17 protein-coding genes are annotated in these 17,265 nt (G+C 33.2%); 3 read left to right on the top strand and 14 right to left on the bottom strand.

Features of this window, described 5'->3' with window-relative positions:
• Window positions 1-191: 191 nt before the first annotated feature.
• From ACQY1Q_RS14980 to ACQY1Q_RS14945, 8 genes are all read right to left on the bottom strand, one after another.
• The gene (locus tag ACQY1Q_RS14980) at window positions 192-938 is read right to left on the bottom strand and encodes a hypothetical protein (protein ID WP_431006137.1); all 747 of its coding nucleotides are present in this window, start codon (window positions 936-938) and stop codon (window positions 192-194) included.
• On the bottom strand, window positions 939-1,976 hold the full coding sequence (rlmN, locus tag ACQY1Q_RS14975) for a 23S rRNA (adenine(2503)-C(2))-methyltransferase RlmN (protein WP_431006136.1): 1,038 nt from the start codon (window positions 1,974-1,976) through the stop codon (window positions 939-941).
• Between the two features lie 147 nt (window positions 1,977-2,123).
• The gene (gene queA, locus ACQY1Q_RS14970) at window positions 2,124-3,173 is read right to left on the bottom strand and encodes a tRNA preQ1(34) S-adenosylmethionine ribosyltransferase-isomerase QueA (protein ID WP_431006135.1); all 1,050 of its coding nucleotides are present in this window, start codon (window positions 3,171-3,173) and stop codon (window positions 2,124-2,126) included.
• 73 nt (window positions 3,174-3,246) lie between these two features.
• A complete protein-coding gene (locus ACQY1Q_RS14965) occupies window positions 3,247-4,473 on the bottom strand; it encodes a 3-phosphoshikimate 1-carboxyvinyltransferase (protein WP_431006134.1) in 1,227 nt (408 codons plus the stop codon).
• Window positions 4,474-4,478: 5 nt separating this feature from the next.
• Window positions 4,479-4,727 carry a hypothetical protein gene (locus ACQY1Q_RS14960; protein WP_431006133.1) on the bottom strand — a complete coding sequence of 83 codons (249 nt, stop codon included), beginning with the start codon at window positions 4,725-4,727 and terminating at the stop codon, window positions 4,479-4,481.
• Window positions 4,728-5,054: a nucleotide pyrophosphohydrolase gene (locus ACQY1Q_RS14955; protein ID WP_431006132.1), complete on the bottom strand. Its 327-nt coding sequence runs from the start codon at window positions 5,052-5,054 to the stop codon at window positions 4,728-4,730.
• Window positions 5,055-5,112: 58 nt separating this feature from the next.
• Window positions 5,113-5,490: a VOC family protein gene (locus tag ACQY1Q_RS14950; RefSeq protein WP_431006131.1), complete on the bottom strand. Its 378-nt coding sequence runs from the start codon at window positions 5,488-5,490 to the stop codon at window positions 5,113-5,115.
• Complete coding sequence (locus tag ACQY1Q_RS14945) at window positions 5,456-6,691, bottom strand: MFS transporter (protein ID WP_431006130.1); 1,236 nt, start codon at window positions 6,689-6,691, stop codon at window positions 5,456-5,458. Before ACQY1Q_RS14945 ends, ACQY1Q_RS14950 begins: the two co-directional genes overlap by 35 nt.
• Before the next feature lie 288 nt (window positions 6,692-6,979).
• Between ACQY1Q_RS14945 and ACQY1Q_RS14940 the strand changes: the two genes are divergently transcribed.
• Window positions 6,980-7,501: a GNAT family N-acetyltransferase gene (locus ACQY1Q_RS14940; RefSeq protein WP_431006129.1), complete on the top strand. Its 522-nt coding sequence runs from the start codon at window positions 6,980-6,982 to the stop codon at window positions 7,499-7,501.
• Window positions 7,502-7,770: 269 nt separating this feature from the next.
• Here ACQY1Q_RS14940 and ACQY1Q_RS14935 read toward each other — a convergent pair whose 3' ends face one another.
• From ACQY1Q_RS14935 to ACQY1Q_RS14910, 6 genes are all read right to left on the bottom strand, one after another.
• Window positions 7,771-8,523: a cyclase family protein gene (locus tag ACQY1Q_RS14935; RefSeq protein ID WP_431006128.1), complete on the bottom strand. Its 753-nt coding sequence runs from the start codon at window positions 8,521-8,523 to the stop codon at window positions 7,771-7,773.
• A 14-nt stretch (window positions 8,524-8,537) separates the two neighbouring features.
• The gene (gene hemW, locus ACQY1Q_RS14930) at window positions 8,538-9,710 is read right to left on the bottom strand and encodes a radical SAM family heme chaperone HemW (protein WP_431006127.1); all 1,173 of its coding nucleotides are present in this window, start codon (window positions 9,708-9,710) and stop codon (window positions 8,538-8,540) included.
• 75 nt (window positions 9,711-9,785) lie between these two features.
• A complete protein-coding gene (gene ruvC / locus ACQY1Q_RS14925; RefSeq protein ID WP_431006126.1) occupies window positions 9,786-10,337 on the bottom strand; it encodes a crossover junction endodeoxyribonuclease RuvC in 552 nt (183 codons plus the stop codon).
• A gap of 184 nt (window positions 10,338-10,521) precedes the next feature.
• Window positions 10,522-12,144 (bottom strand): adenine deaminase, encoded by a 1,623-nt coding sequence (ade, locus tag ACQY1Q_RS14920; protein ID WP_431006125.1) that lies wholly within the window; start codon window positions 12,142-12,144, stop codon window positions 10,522-10,524.
• 76 nt (window positions 12,145-12,220) lie between these two features.
• Window positions 12,221-13,834, bottom strand: coding sequence for a phosphoenolpyruvate carboxykinase (ATP) (gene pckA, locus ACQY1Q_RS14915; protein WP_431006124.1), 1,614 nt, complete (start codon window positions 13,832-13,834; stop codon window positions 12,221-12,223).
• Between the two features lie 80 nt (window positions 13,835-13,914).
• Window positions 13,915-14,301 carry a DUF423 domain-containing protein gene (locus tag ACQY1Q_RS14910; RefSeq protein WP_431006123.1) on the bottom strand — a complete coding sequence of 129 codons (387 nt, stop codon included), beginning with the start codon at window positions 14,299-14,301 and terminating at the stop codon, window positions 13,915-13,917.
• Window positions 14,302-14,384: 83 nt separating this feature from the next.
• Between ACQY1Q_RS14910 and ACQY1Q_RS14905 the strand changes: the two genes are divergently transcribed.
• A complete protein-coding gene (locus ACQY1Q_RS14905; protein ID WP_431006122.1) occupies window positions 14,385-15,755 on the top strand; it encodes a saccharopine dehydrogenase family protein in 1,371 nt (456 codons plus the stop codon).
• Window positions 15,756-15,821: 66 nt separating this feature from the next.
• On the top strand, window positions 15,822-16,904 hold the full coding sequence (locus ACQY1Q_RS14900; protein ID WP_431006121.1) for a C1 family peptidase: 1,083 nt from the start codon (window positions 15,822-15,824) through the stop codon (window positions 16,902-16,904).
• Window positions 16,905-17,265 lie beyond the last annotated feature (361 nt).

Genomic DNA, 17,265 nt, shown 5'->3' with positions numbered 1-17,265 from the left:
ATAATTATTTTGAACATGTCGGTTTCATTGTTTAAAAGGGGTACGATAAATTTCCTTTCGGTCATTACGAAGGAGTAGTAACGACTGAAGTAATCTCTCAATAAAAAGAGACTGCCACAGCAAAAGTGTTTGCTTCGCAGTGACGGTCTTATTTTTAAAAGTGGAAATTTGTCGTACACGCTTTTTAAAATTTATAAGTTAGTTGCTTGGATTTGTTTGAATCTATTCCATACTTTTTTATGTCTTCTTTTATAGATTGACATGGTACCTCTGTCTAAACCAAAATAAAAAAGACTTATTCCTGCCGGTGGATTGGCACTGGGTAAAAAACTAAATTTATTAAAGGCTATTTCCGGCCATGCCCAACAGCCTAAACTTGTTCCTATGAGTTCTGTAATGGCAACAATACAGTACATGACCAAGAAAAACATACGTTCTTTAGGATGATTTCTTAAAAAATAAAATACTAGCAGGGTGCATACAAATCCTAGTACATCATTTTTAAAGACTAAAAAGTAAAAAGCAAAAGGAATAATGAGTGCCGTGCAAAATTTTTCAATGCTTTTTCGGTGATATTTTACTCTGGACTTTCTGCTAAAATAGTATACTAAAACAAATACTATAGCATGCCCGGGAGGTATGTAATGCGGAATGTTATGAAGACGATAGGTGTACATGCCTAATGCTCTGGAAAAAAGATATTCGCCTCCAATTGCTATAAACATAGCGTATAAAAGTAATTCTCTGGTTCTGGGATTGGCTTTATAATACAGATATATATAGGTTGGAATAATAAGAACCATAATATATGGCTGTATGTTAGCATAATAGTTGTTTGCAACAAATTTACTATCTAAAATAAGCCCGATGGTAATAGCCAGTAATAGCCACCCTAAGGTTTGTAATGTTTGCCCTAAAAGTGTTTTAGAAAATTGCATTTATGACTTATTAGCTAATTGCCCGCAAGCAGCATCAATATCTTTTCCTCTGGAACGACGAACATTTACTACGATGTCGTGCATTTCTAAATTAGAAATATAATTATTCAAGGCTCTTTCAGAAGCTTGCTGAAACTCTCCGTCGTCAATAGGATTGTATTCTATTAGATTAACTTTACACGGAATGTATTTACAAAAAGTAACCAAGGCATCTATGTCTTCTTTTCTGTCATTAATTCCATTCCAAACGACATATTCATAAGTTACTTTGCGTTTGGTTTTTGCATACCAGTATTCTAGGGCTTCTTTTAAATCGGTTAACGGAAAGGTAGCGTTAAAAGGCATAATAGAGGTACGTACTTCATCTATTGCTGAATGTAATGATACGGCTAAATTAAAGCGTACTTCATCATCTGCCATTTTTTTGATCATTTTAGGAACCCCTGAGGTTGACAGCGTAATTCTGCGGGCTGCCATACCCAAACCTTCCGGTGAGGTAATTTTTTCAATGGCTTTTACTACGTTATTGTAGTTCATTAATGGCTCTCCCATACCCATAAATACAATGTTAGATAATTTACGGTTGTGGTAAAGTTTACTTTGTTGATCAATGGCTACTACCTGATCGTAAATTTCATCTGCATTTAAATTACGCATGCGCTTTAAACGAGCTGTAGCGCAAAATTTACAATCTAAACTACATCCTACCTGGCTAGATACACAAGCGGTGGTTCGGGTATCAGTAGGAATTAATACCGATTCTACAATAAGACCATCGTGCAATTTTACGGCATTTTTTATAGTACCGTCATTGCTTCGTTGCATGGTGTCAACTTCAATATGATTGATAACAAAATGTTCATCCAGCATGCGTCTGGTTTCTTTTGATAAGTTGGTCATATCATCAAAAGTATGTGCTGCTTTATGCCATAACCACTCATATACTTGATTACCACGGAAGGCTTTGTCGTTATTTGAAACGAAAAACTCACGTAGTTGTTCTTTGCTTAATGCGCGGATGTCTTTTTTAGTGCTCAACTTAATGGTATTGAAGTTACTATAGAATGCAAATTTACATGGAATCTGTGAAACTTAAGAAACATTTCAAAAGCTTCTGTGTCAGATAAAAAAAAAACCGGTAATCGGGTTTTGATTACCGGTTGGTATGATAAGGGTAACTGCCTGTTATATAATTAACATGGCATCACCATATGAATAAAATTTGTATTTTTCTTTGATGGCTTCATGGTAAGCTTCCATTACAAAATCATGACCTGCAAAGGCAGAAATCATCATTAATAAAGTAGATTTTGGTGTGTGGAAATTAGTAACCATACAGTTAGCAATGCTAAAATCATAAGGAGGGAAAATAAATTTATTGGTCCAACCATTATAAGCATTTAACCTTTTGTTAGCAGAAACAGATGATTCAACAGTACGCATTACTGTAGTACCAATAGCACATACTTTACGTTTGTTGTCTAAAGCTCTGTTTACTACTAAAGTACTTTCTTCAGGAATAATGATTTGCTCAGAATCCATTTTGTGTTTAGATAAATCTTCAACTTCTACCGGGTTAAAAGTACCTAAACCTACGTGTAAAGTCATTTCAGCAAATTCAATTCCTTTAATTTCTAAACGTTTCATTAAGTGCTTAGAAAAATGCAGTCCGGCAGTTGGGGCAGCTACAGCTCCTTCGTGTTTTGCAAAGATGGTTTGATAACGCTCTTCATCTTCCGGCTCAACATCACGTTTAATATATTTTGGTAACGGAGTTTCTCCTAAATCGATTAATTTTTGACGAAATTCTTCATAAGAACCATCAAATAAGAAACGTAAAGTTCTACCACGAGAAGTTGTATTATCAATCACTTCTGCTACTAAACTATCGTCGTCTCCAAAGAATAATTTATTTCCAATTCTGATTTTACGAGCTGGATCAACTAAAACATCCCAAAGACGATTTTCTGCGTTTAACTCACGTAATAAAAATACTTCAATACGGGCTCCGGTTTTTTCTTTGTTACCGTACATACGGGCAGGGAAAACCTTGGTATTGTTTAACATCATTACATCACCTTCATCAAAGTAATTGATTAAATCTTTAAATAATTTATGTTCAATTGTTTGTTTTTCACGGTTTAATACCATTAAACGAGCTTCATCTCTATGTTCTGACGGATATTCTGCTAATAACTCTTTTGGTAATTTAAAATCAAAATGTGATAACTTCATCTGTAAAATTTTCTAAACGAGGCGCAAATATACAATATGAGAATAGGGGATGTCAAGCTATTCCCGTTTTATTTTACACTTCTTGTATTTGTAATCCTATTTTAGTCATATCATTCCAGAAGTTTCTAAAGGACTTGGTCACTACTTCTGCATCCTTAATAATCAAGGTAGTTTTAAGTGCTAGCGGAGCAAAGGCCATGGCCATTCTATGATCATTATAGGTAGTAATAGCTATATTTTTGTTTAGTTGATTTGCCGGTGCTAAATGCAAACTTTCATCGGTTACTTTTATATCAGCTCCTAGTTTTGTGAGTTCTTCACGTAAAGCTTCTAAACGATCGGTTTCTTTTATTTTTAAAGTATGTAATCCGGTTAACTCACAAGCTATACCTAAACCAAAACAGGTTACGGCTATGGTTTGAGCAATATCAGGCGCATTTTTTAACTCTTGTTCTAATGTAGCGGTTGAATGTAACGATGTTTTTGAGATGGTAATGCTATTGCCATGAAACTGAGTGGTTACACCAAAATGTTCATAAATTTCAGCTAAAACAGCATCTCCTTGTAAGCTATCTTTTTTATATGCGGTAAGTTTTACACTAGAGTTTAACGAACTCATGGCAATTAACGAATAAAAATAAGAAGCAGAACTCCAGTCAGATTCTACTACTACCGTTTGGTTAGTAATAGTTGGTTGAGCGGCCACTTTAATAGTTGCTCCTGAAAAATCAGCTTGTATACCTAATTGATGTAATAAAGCTAAGGTCATGTTAATATAAGGAACCGAAGTAATTTTACCCACCAGCTCTACTACCAATCCGTTTGGTAAACCGGGAGCAATTAAAAGTAAAGCAGAAATATATTGACTGCTTACGTTACCGTTAATGGTTACTTTATGTTGTGTAAGAGCTTTGCCGTTAATTTGTAATGGCGGGTATCCTTCTTTTTCTAAATAGGTAATATCTGCTCCCAAGGAACGTAAAGCGTCAACTAAAATTTCTATAGGGCGATTGTGCATACGCTCTGACCCTTGTAAAATTTTAGTGGTTCCTTTTTGAGAGGCAAAAAATGCGGTTAAAAATCGCATAGCTGTACCGGCATGTCCAATATCCGCAATTTCTACGGAAGAAGAAAGGGCTTCCTGTAAATGATGGGTATCATCAGAATCAGATAGATTTTCTATGGTAATATTTGGGTATAGCTGTTGTAAAATTAACAATCTGTTAGATTCACTTTTTGATCCGGAAACGGTAATGTCAGATTGTATGGTTGAGGTTGTTGTGTTTAGTTGTAAGTTCATGGTGGTTATGCCATTTTTTTGTTAGTAATCCATATTCCGTAAAAAAAGCTGATAAGTACTTTAATACTCCAGAAACGGATCCATTTTCCTTGCGTAAAATTGGCTTCATTAACCGCAGCAAAATCTCCGGCAAAAATATCACGAGAACTATTCATGATAAGAGATATTAACGTAACCACAACAAAAAAAGGGATGGCAACTTTAGCTACATTTTTCCAGAATACGGGTTGTTGAATTTTTTGTAAGAAACTCATTTATTTTAATTTTTCGTTGTTGTGATGACGGTCGTGATCGCGTTTGGTTTTTAGGTCTAATTTTTTATCAAAAGCCTCCTGTAAGTTAACTCCGGTTTGGTTAGCTAAACAAAGCACTACAAATACTACATCGGCTAATTCTTCTCCTAAATCTTTTTGTTTATCACTTTCTTTTTCGCTTTGTTCACCGTAACGACGCGCAATAATTCGGGCTACTTCACCAACTTCTTCGGTTAATTGAGCCATATTGGTTAGCTCATTAAAATAACGTACTCCATGGTTTTTAATCCATTCATCAACTTGTTTTTGAGCGTCTTGTATATTCATTAGTTAAGTGTTTTTAGAATTGTTTTTTTGCGTAGTCAAATATAAAGGTTTCTTAAGGCTAATTAATTCGCCAGGGCGGATTTTTTCTGTTTTCTCCGGCTTTATATAAAATGAGTTTATTACCGTCCGGGTCTGATAAATGAGCTTCTCTCCATAACCAGGTTTGGTCTGTAGGTAGTTGGGTAAAAGAAATTCCTTTGGCTTGCAAATTGGCTACCAAATCGTCTAAATTATCATTTTCAAAATAAATAACAATACTACTTTCTTTAGGAAGTACCTCTGTATGGTGCAACGAAAGAGTGCTATTTCCAGCCGGTAGTTCAAAGCGTACATATCTAGGACTTGCATCTACAATAAGATGCAAGCCTAGTTGTTTATAAAAAGCTACTGATCTTTCAATATTAGTTGAAGGAATGGTTACTTGGTTTAAGTTCATGTTTTTCTTTTTTTATCATTTTCATTAGTATCAGAAAAGAGCACATACCTACTACTGATAAAAGTAGCATGATGTTCCAAGTATTGAAAAAGCCAAACTTATCAATAAACTGCATTCCTGAGTTATGCCCGAAAATATGAGAAGCTGAAAAGGCAATACTATAATAGGCCATATACTCTCCCTGATTTCCTTTTTTTGCTCGTTCCATCACAAAAGCATTTGAAAACGGAAAGGCAATCATTTCACCAATGGTCATTAATAACATACCAACAATTAAAATACCTGTCCAGCTGGTTAGGTTTAATACCAAAAAGCTAAGTCCTGTTAAAAATAAGCCAAAGAAGATTAAAAATTCTTTAGTGTATTTACTTTCTTCTAACCATTTAATTAATGGCATTTCTAAAAGAAATATGATAAATCCGTTCATTCCCATTAACAATCCGATTTGGAGTTCTGTTAAGTGATGATTGTCTTTATAATACAATGGCATGGTTGAAAAATATTGTAAAAATATAAAGCCGAAAACAAACATTCCAACAAAAAATACCCAAAAGGCATTGTCTGAAAATACAGAAACCGGATGGTCTACTTTTCCATCATCTACAATTCTTGATTTTTTAGGATGCAATACATTCATCAATAAAAAAGTAGCTAAAATACAAGTAATACCATCTACCCAAAATAAACCGTTATAACTTAATGAGGTAATAATAAGCCCACCCACGGCAGGACCGGCAGAAAAACCTAAGTTAATTGCTAAACGGATTAAGGTTACAGAGCGGGTTTTGTTTTCAGGTTTACTATACGAGTTTAAAGCCACAAACATAGCTGGTCTAAACGTATCAGCGACTAACATAACCAGAAAGATGCCTATACAAAATCCGGTAAAAGTGGTTACAAATTGTAAAGCAATAAATAACAAACCTGTTAAAAACAAACTTACTTTCATTACTTTATAAAACCCGATTTTATCAGTGAGTCTTCCTCCCAGCCATGAACCGATTACAGACCCTATTCCGAAGCAGGTCATAATCCAACCAACATCTTTCAAGGTAAAGTTTAAGCTTTTAGTAAGGTATAGTGATAAGAACGGAACTACCATAGTTCCGGCCCGGTTAATAAGGGTGATTAGGGCTAACCACCAAACTTCTTTTGAGAGACCTTTAAAGGTGTCTAAATAGCCAAAATAGAGTTTTTTCATAGTGTTTATACTTAGTTGTTGATTGTGTTATAAAAGTAAAAAGTCCGACTGCGAAGTCGGACTTTTTATGATAGTTATATTTTATTTTTAGATAATTATAATACATATGGAATCCGAATACTCCTGTTTCTCACAGTCGACGAACATTGCTTATATGTATTAAAAATTGTCATGGGTGTTCTTTTTGTTTTTGTAAAGAGCCAAATCTATAAAAAAAAGAAATAGCTTTAACATAAAAGATAATATTAATTATTTTTTTATATTGATTTTAAATAATTTACTATAAAGATGAAATTAGTTTTTGAAACTGAGAGATTATTGTTAAGAGAATTCTGTATAGAAGATGCTCAGTTTTTCTATGATTTGAATACCGATGAAGAGGTGTTAAAATATACGGGTGATGTGGCTTTTAGTTCTGTAGAAAGTGCCGGGATTTTTTTAGAAGCTTATAAAGAATATGAAAAAAATGGTTTTGGCAGATGGATAGTACTAAAAAAAGAAGATAATTTACCTATTGGTTGGTGCGGGTTGAAACGTAATGAAGAAGGTATGATTGATCTTGGTTTTCGTTTTGTTAGAGAAGAATGGAATAAAGGGTATGCTACAGAAGCAGCAAGAGCTTCATTACAGTATGGTTTTTCAAAGTTAGGAATGAATGAAATAATAGGCAGAACCGCTATGGATAATAAAGGCTCTATTAAGGTGTTGGAAAAAATAGGAATGCGTTTTTGGAAGCATTATTATTTTGAAGGAATTGATAGTGCTTTTTATTATAGAATTACCAAAAATGAGTTTTTAACAACCGTTTAACGAACTAATTTTTAATTCAAAGGACGTTTAAAGTCCGTTTATCGATAGTAAATAGCGTTTCATCATAAATCAAAGATGTAAAACTGTAGGTTGCTTTATCTTTGTAGTGTAAATGAAACATAAAGTAAATCTCACTATATACAGAGGTCCCTAAAAAGAAACATTTGCAAAAAAACACTCTACAAACAAAGAGAAAAAAATAAGTAATTAAAGCATGCTTGTATTACAACAGTCGATGGTTATACTATAACCGTATATCGCTAAACCTACTATATAATAATTTTGTATAAAATTGGCTTACTTGGAGTGGCATCATTTTCGAAAGGAGCTACCATAAGATTTAAAATATAAGTTCCGTCTTTTACCGTATCAGGAACAAAAATGAACTCTGTAATGGTTGCATCAAATCGAATTGCCGCTTTTGTATTCCAAAAAGCATTATGCGCTAATAACTTTCCTTCGTCTTTTTCTTTATCAACCGAAGGAAGGTCTATTAGTAAATGTTTAATACCTTTTTCTTTTAAATAAATAGCCGCTTCTTCTAATAAATAAGGAGGGTTGGTATTTGAATATCGAGCTGATTTTTTTTGCTCTTCATTAGGAAGGGTTCTAATTACTATAGCTTCTAACGTTTTTGTGTCAATAACTTTTTTAAGTTGTTCTTTTGTTATAACAGCATCGCCATTTGCTAATTTTTGCGGTGTTACGCTAACTACTTCTGCTACAAAGAAAAATTGTGTAAGGTTTTTATTTATAGAATATACTTCTTTGGTAATATGTCCTACACATTCTGTATGCGTAATGTGTGCATGAGGATTAAAAGCTATGTTGTTAAAGTTAACATCAGCTCCTTTAGCAACACTTCCGGTCCAGTCTCCTAAAATAACCGGATTAATTGCAGGATCGTCAATATACCAAGCATTGATGTTTTGTTTAGAAAGATCAATGGCAATTGAAATATCAAGAGGTTCAGATAAATCAATTGTATATAGGTTAGATAGGTGTTGAATGGTTGCTCTCATGAAAGTAAAAGTAATTAAATTATAAATAAATCACTAGCCAAACCATCTGCCAGAAATTTTCCTTTAGCTGTTGTTTTTAAAGTCAACCCCTCTTTACAAGGGGAAAAGTCTTTATTTTCAGGTTGTTTTATTTCATGGGTAATAACAAGTAACTCTTCGTTTATAAATTTTTGAGCTGATTGTAGGAGTTGATCATGAAAGGTTTGTCCGAAATCTTGCGTTACTTTGGTTAAAGAAACACCCCAGATTGTTCTGAGACCTGTCATTAAATATTCATTAAACTGATCTTCTTTTGTAAGTTTTTCAGTTTCATTAGGAAGCTCACTATTTTGAAGCAAGTTTATGTATTTGTTATTATTAGCAACATTCCAACTTCTATGAGTTGTGTTAAACGAGTGGGCGGAAGGACCAATTCCTAGGTATTTTTTGCCTAGCCAATAACTGGTATTGTGTTTTGAAAAATATCCGGGTTTTCCAAAGTTTGAAATTTCATACTGTACAAATCCGTGCTTATGTGTTTCTGCTATAAGAATATCAAAATGTTCTTTTGCAACGGTTTCATTGGGAGTAGGGTAAGTACCTTTTTTTATAAAAGTATCTAAAGCTGTTTTAGGTTCAACAGTTAAAGCATACGAGGAAATATGGTTAATACCAAAATCAAAAGCAATTTGTAAATTTTCTTTCCAACGCTCATTGCTCATGTTAGGTATTCCGTAAATTAAATCAATAGTAATATTGTCAAAGTAACGAATTGCCACGGATAGGCAATTTTTTGCTTCATAAGCATTATGCGCGCGATTCATCATTTTTAAATCTTCTTCAAAAAAAGATTGAACACCAATGCTTAAACGGTTAACAGGAGTTTTAGATAACTCAATTATTTTTTCCTCGGATAAATCATCTGGATTTGCTTCTAATGTAATTTCCGGATTTGTTACTACTGTATAATTTTCATAGATAGTTTTCAGTAACAACTTTATTTCTTGAATAGATAGTAAACTGGGGGTTCCTCCTCCTAAATAGATAGTTTCTATTTCTTCATTTTGTAATTCTTCTTTTCGTAATTCTAACTCTTTCACCAAGCAAGTAACTAACTCTTCTTTCTTTTTTAAAGAAGTAGAAAAATGAAAATCACAATAATAACATGCTTGCTTACAAAATGGGATATGTAAATAAATTCCGGCCAAAATTAATTATGAATTATGAATTATGAATTATGAATTATGAATTATGAATTATGAGGTTTTATATCTTACTAATTACTAACTAATTTTTTTAGGATTTTGTTTAACAAAAGCAGCCCAACCAGTGTAGTTTTTTCCTCCAATTTTAGTTCCTGAATTATAGTAATGACATACGGCAGCGGCTAAACCATCGGTAGCATCTAAATTATCAGGAAGTTCTTTTAACTTTAATAGCGATTGTAGCATAAGAGCCACTTGTTCTTTGCTGGCATTTCCGTTACCGGTAATAGCCATTTTAATTTTTTTTGGCAGGTACTCCGTTACAGGAATCTGACGAGAAAGTCCGGCAGCCATGGCAACACCTTGAGCTCTACCTAGTTTTAACATCGATTGTACATTTTTTCCAAAAAAAGGAGCTTCTAAGGCAATTTCATCCGGATTGTAGGTGTCTATTAACTCAATGGTACGCTCAAAAATGAGTTTTAACTTTAAATAAGGGTCTTCGTATTTTTTCAGTAATAATTCATTCATTTGAATGAACTCCATTTTTTTTCCAACTACTTTAATAATTCCAAACCCCATAATAGTCGTTCCGGGATCTATACCTAATATGATTCTTTCTGTCTTCAAATTGTTGTACTTTGTACCATTACAAAACTAATCAATATTCTGTTTACTGAGTGTTTTCGGTTTAAGAACTTCTAGTTCTGTTTTACTTTAGTGTTGTTTATTAAATAACACTACTGTTGTTACATGCACAACAATAGTGTTTAAAGTTTTAAACAAAAAGTTTATAGAAAAGTGAATAAAACAATTATTTTATTTCCAATGACGTGAACTGAAATGAATTTCCGTCAAACAACCCTTTATCTGATAATTTTAATGAAGGAATTACTAATAAAGCCATAAAAGATAAAGTCATGTAAGGAGCACGAAGCTTACTTCCCATTTCTTTAGCCATAGCGTCTAATTCAGCATAGGCCTTTCCGATTATAGTAGCAGGCTGATCACTCATAATTCCGGCAACGGGTAATGCAACTACTTTTTCTTCAGAATTTGAAACTGCACAAATACCCCCTTTGTTTTCAATAAGAAGATTTACCGCTTTACAAATCATTTCATCAGAAACACCCACAGCAATAATATTATGAGAATCATGACCTACCGAGCTGGCAATAGCGCCTTCTTTTAATCCGAAGTTTTTAATGAAAGCAATGGAAGGTTCTGCATTTTTATAGCGATTTACGACGGTCATTTTTAATACATCGTTTTCAGTATTAGAAACCAAGTTACCCTCTTGAATTAAAGAATCAACTTCAATTTCATTGGTTACTAATTCACCATCTAAAGCTTCAATAACTCTAATTTTTTCAGAAGATGAATGAAATTCAAAATCTTTTATATGCTTCTTTTCAGTATTGAAATTATTTAAAACGTCAAATTCAACATGCTTTATGAATGATTTTCTATTCTCAGCAACTAATTCTCCATTAATGTATGTTTGAAGTACGTTGAATTTTTCTAAATCTTCAACCACAATAAAATCAGCATTATCATTTTCTTGTAATAAGCCAACATCTAAATTATAATGTTTTACCGGGTTTATACAAGCAACTTGTAAAATTTTGAAAACATCCATTCCTTTAGCTACGGCTCTTTCGCATAATTGATTTATATGACCAACTAATAAATCATCAGGATGTTTGTCATCAGAGCAAAACATCATGTTTTTGTAGTGTTCAGGAAGCAGGTCGATTAAGGCTTCAAAATTCTTGGCAGCACTTCCTTCTCTAACAATCACTTTCATGCCTTTTTGAAGCTTTTCCAACGCTTCATCATAAGTGAAACATTCATGATCGGTATAAATACCGGCAGCAATGTATTGGTCTAAATCACTACCTCGTAAACCGGGAGCGTGACCGTCAACAGGTTTATTATAGTGTTTTGCCCAAGCTATTTTTTTCAAAACTTCTTCATCTTGATAAATAACACCGGGGTAATTCATCATTTCTGCCAGATATTTTATATCCGGATTTTCCATCATTTTTTGGATGTCATTAGAATCAATAATAGCTCCGGCACTTTCAAAAGAGGTAGCAGGTACACAAGAAGGTGCTCCGAAATTAAATTTTAACGGTACTTTTTTCCCATTTTCAATCATAAATTCAACACCTTTAACACCTAGTACGTTGGCTATTTCATGTGGGTCCGAAACGGTTGCTACAGTTCCATGAGTTACAGCTATTTTAGCAAATTCAGAAGGAACCAACATAGAACTTTCTATATGAATATGAGCATCTACAAATCCGGGTAATATATAGTTTTCAACGGTATGATTTTTTTCTTGTACCGATTTTATTTTTCCGTTTGCAACTTCAATTTCACCTTTAAAAGTTCGCTTGTTTAAAATATCAACTATTATACCTTGTACTATCATATGATTCTTTTTGGCTAAAATAACTCGATTTTCTTCATAAAAAAAGCATCCGTTAAGGATGCTTCTAATTTTTGATTTATTTTTCAGTTGACGGAGGTCCGCCCGCTAATATTTCTTCGCTGGCAAATTCTTCAAACTTTTTAAAGTTAGCTTTGAACGAATCTGCTAATTTATTAGCTGTTTTGTAGTACTCAGTATCATTGTTCCAAGCTTGACGTTGGCTTAATAATTCTGAAGGTACTCCAGGACATTGTCTTGGTTGAGCTAAACCAAATACAGAATGTATATGGTAGTTTTCACGGTTAATTTCACTTGGTAAATCACCATTTAAAGCAGCAGTAATCATAGCACGAGTGTACTTTAATTTCATACGATTACCAACTCCGTAAGGCCCTGCAAACCAACCTGTGTTTATTAACCAAACATTTACTCCGGTTTCTTTCATTTTTTTGCTTAACATTTCAGCGTAACGCGTAGGATGTAAAGGCATAAACGGTGCTCCGAAACATGCAGAGAAACTTGGTTGAGGTTCTGTAATACCAGCTTCTGTACCGGCTACTTTAGCTGTGTATCCTGAAATAAAGTGGTAAGCAGCTTGCCCAGGTGTTAACTTAGAGATTGGAGGTAACACACCAAATGCATCAGCCGTTAAGAAAAATATGTTTTTAGGGTTACTTCCTATAGAAGGTACCTTAATGTTTTCGATATGATCAATTGGATAACTTACACGTGTATTTTCTGTAATAGACGTATCAGCAAAATCAACATTACCGTTAGCATCCATAACCACATTTTCTAAGATAGCTCCACGTTTAATTGCTCCGTAAATTTCAGGTTCGTTTTCCTGAGATAGGTCAATTACTTTAGCGTAACATCCACCCTCAAAGTTAAATACTGTGTTTTCTGAAGTCCAACCATGTTCATCATCACCAATTAAGGCACGATTCGGATCCGTAGATAAAGTGGTTTTACCAGTTCCTGATAATCCAAAGAAAATAGCAGTGTCTCCTTCTTTACCTACATTGGCAGAGCAGTGCATAGGTAAAGTGTTTTTAAACACCGGTAAAATAAAGTTAAGAGCAGAGAAAATACCTTTTTTAATTTCTCCGGTATATCCTGTTCCTCCTATTAAAGCTATTTTTCTAGAAAAGTTTAAAATAGCAAAGTTATGTTGACGAGTACCATCTTCTGACGGGATGGACATAAAACCAGGAGCGTTAATTACTGTCCATTCCGGAGTGAAGTTTTTTAACTCTTCTGCAGTTGGGCGTAAAAACATGTTATAGGCAAACATGTTACTCCATGGGTATTCAGCTACAATTCTAATGTTTAACTTATAGTTCTCGTCAGCACAAGCATAACTATCTCTTACGAAAACTTCTTTGTTAGAAAGATAAGCAGTAACTTTATCATACAACTTATCAAATTTTTCCGGATCAAAAGGGATATTGATATTTCCCCACCAAACTTCATCTTTAGTAATTTCGTCTTTTACGATGAAGCGATCCATCGGAGAACGGCCTGTAAACTCTCCTGTTTTTACTGCTAAAGCACCAAAACTGGAATTTTCTCCTTGTTCTTTTTCAATAGTAATATCATGTAACTCGTCTGAAGTTAATTGATAACGAACCGTGGCTCCTGAGATACCAAGGTTGTCTATCGAAATCGTTTTCGCATCAAGATTTGTCATCTTAAAATATTTTAGTTGTGTTTTATTTCCGACAAAAATAGTTCTTTTTGTTAAAACAGGTAAAACATTGACTAATTTTATTATTTAATCCCTTTTAGCCCCCTTTTTGAGAAGTAAAAAGCTGTTACTAACCACCCTATAATTAATAGGAGTCCTCCTAAGGGAGTTATAAACCAAATTAATTTGGCCGGAACATGAAGTAGCTGAATAGCATAAATAGAGCCGGAAAAGAAAACAATTCCTAAAATAACCAACCAGCTTATTTTATTTTTATAAGGAGTTGATATTTCTGAACTTATATTAATTGCTAAGAGAAATAATACATGAAACATTTGATACCTAACGGCTGTTTCAAAACTATCTAATGCCTCTGGGGTAAGTTTGTCTTTTAAAGCATGAGCGCCAAAAGCACCAAGAATTACCGCTGTAGCCCCTAGAATACTAACTATTGTTGAATTTTTATACATATTTAAAGTTTTTGTTTAAAATTAAACTTTTTTAACGATATTGCTGTCCGAAAAAACAATAAGAACAAAAGTACATCATATACATGAGAAATATACTGATTATAGGGGCGGGCAGATCAAGTTCTTCGCTTATAAAATATTTATTAGATAAGTCTGAAAAAGAATCATTGCATATTACTATTGGTGATGTGTCAAAAGAAAGTGCATTGTCAAAAATTAACGGACATGCTAATGCTTCTGCTATTCAACTGGATGTATTTAATAAGGAAGAGAGAGAACAAGCTATTCAAAAAGCAGATATTGTTATATCTATGTTACCTGCCAGTTTTCATATTGAAGTAGCAAAAGATTGTGTTACATTTAATAAACACATGGTTACGGCATCTTATATTTCTAAAGAAATGCAAGCGTTAAATGAAGAGGTTAAAGCAAAAGGACTGGTTTTTATGAATGAGATAGGACTAGACCCGGGAATAGATCATATGAGTGCGATGCAAATTATTGACAGGATTAAAGAGAACCACGGTGAAATGTTACTTTTTGAATCATTTTGCGGAGGGTTAGTGGCTCCGGAAAGTGATACTAATTTATGGAACTATAAGTTTACATGGAACCCGAGAAATGTAGTGTTAGCAGGGCAGGGAGGAGCTTCAATGTTTATTCAGGAAGGAACTTATAAATATATACCTTATCATAAATTATTTAGAAGAACAGAGTTTTTAACAATTAATGGAAGTGGTAAGTTTGAGGCATATGCCAATAGAGATTCTTTAAAATACCGCAGTATTTATGGTTTAGAGGATATAAAAACGATGTATAGAGGCACTATTAGAAAGGTAGGTTTTTCAAGGGCGTGGAACGTGTTTGTTCAATTAGGAATGACGGATGATACGTATACGATTGAAGATTCTGAAAATATGAGCTACCGTGATTTTACGAATTTATTTTTAGCATATTCTCCTAGTGATTCTGTTGAGCTAAAGTTTAGGTCGTATTTAAAAATAGATCAGGACGATGTTATGTGGGATAAGTTTGTTGAACTGGATATTTTTAATCCAAATAAAAAAGTAGGGTTAAAAAATGCTACACCTGCACAGATACTACAAAAGATTTTGATGGATTCTTGGACTTTAGAGCCTGAGGATAAGGATATGATTGTAATGCATCATATTTTTGGATATAAAAAAGAAGGAAAAAAGAAACAGATTGAAAGTAGCATGGTAATTAAGGGAGATGACCAAACATATACTGCTATGGCAAAAACGGTAGGGCTTCCTGTAGCTATGGCAACGCTTCGTATTTTAAATGGAGAAATTACAACTCTAGGTGTACAATTGCCAATTAAAAAAGAAGTGTATGAGCCTATTTTAAAAGAATTGGAAGACTACGGAATTAACTTTGTAGAAAAAGAAGTACCTTATTTAGGATATAATCCTGAAAGTGTAAAAGGATAATAATTATTTTATACAAAAAGAGTAACATTTATTTAAGAAGCATGTCTTTAATGTAAAATATTAGAAATGAAGAAAATTTTACTTGCTCTTTTTGTATTCTTTTTATCTTATAAAATATTTAGTCAAACATCAAATACTTTTAAAGTTCGTTATCTTATAAAAACGTCTCCACTTAAAGATCAACAGTCATCAGGAACTTGTTGGAGTTTTGCCACAACATCTTTTATTGAAACAGAAGCCATACGATTAGGGAAGACTCCTATAGGATTATCTCCTATTTTTTATGTACATTCAACATATATTAATAAAGCTAAGAAATTTATAGACACGAAAGGAAAATCATGGTTAAATGCTGGAGACTTAACATTTAGCGTTTTAGATGGGTACAGAAGGTATGGTGCAATACCTGAAACTATATACAATGGAATTGTAGAAGGAGATTGGCAACATGATCATGTTGAAATGGATAATGCAATTGAGGCAATGATGCAATCTATCGCTACAAGTGGGTATGGGAGAATAAAGCCAAGTAGTTGGAAAAAATCATTGCAAGGTATTTTAAATGCCTATTTAGGAGAGGTACCTGAAACGTTTATATATGAGCAAAAAGAATATACACCAAAAGAATTTGCTAATGAATTTGTAGGAATTAATCCTAATGATTATGTTGAAGTAACAAGTTTTACACATCATAAGTTTTATGATATGTTTGAGTTAGATATACCCGCGAATTGGAATCATAACAAGTATGTGAATCTTCCTTTACATGATTTTGAAGAGTTAATTGATGATGCTCTGAAAAACGGATATTCATTGGCCTGGGATGGTGATGCTTCTGAACCTAATTTTGATTTTGAAAAAGGAATAGCAAAGTTAACATTAGGTGAGGAGTCAGTTGCTGTAACGCAAGCTATGAGACAAAAGGCATTCAAAAGTAAAACTACTACAGATGATCATAATATGCATTTAGTAGGTATAGCGGTAGACGAGTTTGGAAAAGAGTTTTATATAATGAAAAATTCAGAAGGTATTAATCAATATAAAGGATATGTTTACATGTCTAAAAACGCTCTTTTGTTAAAAACAATATCTGTTTTAGTTCATAAAGAAGCCCTTCCAAGAGAAATTAGATTGAAACTGAAAATTTAATTACCTAGAGATAGTTATAGTTTTATATAAAGGAATAACGAATTTTTGGATTTTAAGAAGAAAGCCTTTATAGCGAAGCAGAAACTTTTACTATAATAGTCTGTTTTTAGATGTAGATTATTATCACTCTTTCCAAATGACATAAATAGAAATTTCCTGGAAATCCGTTTTAATATCTGTAAACTTTTCTTTAGAATAAGATAATTTTTACTGTAAATACTCTTTAATAGATTACAAAAAATAAACATAAAGAGTTTTACATTTTCAAATAAAAATCTTTTGTTTGAGTCGTCCTAAAATGGGTTGACAGATTTAAAAAATATTATTTAAACTAGAGAGGCTAGCTTCTCTGGTTTTTTGT

The organism is Tenacibaculum sp. TC6 (assembly GCF_050606265.1).
Taxonomy (GTDB): Bacteria; Bacteroidota; Bacteroidia; order Flavobacteriales; family Flavobacteriaceae; genus Polaribacter.
The sequence above is the reverse complement of the archived record's forward strand: the minus strand, read 5'-3'. Positions and strand labels throughout refer to the sequence as shown.

Coding starts and splice junctions, on each gene's coding strand:
- ACQY1Q_RS14980 (WP_431006137.1), bottom strand. CDS start 938: ATGCAATTTTCTAAAACACTTTTAGGGCAAACATTACAAACCTTAGGG.
- pckA (WP_431006124.1), bottom strand. CDS start 13,834: ATGACAAATCTTGATGCGAAAACGATTTCGATAGACAACCTTGGTATC.
- ACQY1Q_RS14935 (WP_431006128.1), bottom strand. CDS start 8,523: ATGAGAGCAACCATTCAACACCTATCTAACCTATATACAATTGATTTA.
- ACQY1Q_RS14905 (WP_431006122.1), top strand. CDS start 14,385: ATGAGAAATATACTGATTATAGGGGCGGGCAGATCAAGTTCTTCGCTT.
- ACQY1Q_RS14940 (WP_431006129.1), top strand. CDS start 6,980: ATGAAATTAGTTTTTGAAACTGAGAGATTATTGTTAAGAGAATTCTGT.
- ACQY1Q_RS14965 (WP_431006134.1), bottom strand. CDS start 4,473: ATGAACTTACAACTAAACACAACAACCTCAACCATACAATCTGACATT.
- ACQY1Q_RS14955 (WP_431006132.1), bottom strand. CDS start 5,054: ATGAATATACAAGACGCTCAAAAACAAGTTGATGAATGGATTAAAAAC.
- ade (WP_431006125.1), bottom strand. CDS start 12,144: ATGATAGTACAAGGTATAATAGTTGATATTTTAAACAAGCGAACTTTT.
- ACQY1Q_RS14945 (WP_431006130.1), bottom strand. CDS start 6,691: ATGAAAAAACTCTATTTTGGCTATTTAGACACCTTTAAAGGTCTCTCA.
- ACQY1Q_RS14900 (WP_431006121.1), top strand. CDS start 15,822: ATGAAGAAAATTTTACTTGCTCTTTTTGTATTCTTTTTATCTTATAAA.
- queA (WP_431006135.1), bottom strand. CDS start 3,173: ATGAAGTTATCACATTTTGATTTTAAATTACCAAAAGAGTTATTAGCA.
- ACQY1Q_RS14910 (WP_431006123.1), bottom strand. CDS start 14,301: ATGTATAAAAATTCAACAATAGTTAGTATTCTAGGGGCTACAGCGGTA.
- ACQY1Q_RS14950 (WP_431006131.1), bottom strand. CDS start 5,490: ATGAACTTAAACCAAGTAACCATTCCTTCAACTAATATTGAAAGATCA.
- ACQY1Q_RS14960 (WP_431006133.1), bottom strand. CDS start 4,727: ATGAGTTTCTTACAAAAAATTCAACAACCCGTATTCTGGAAAAATGTA.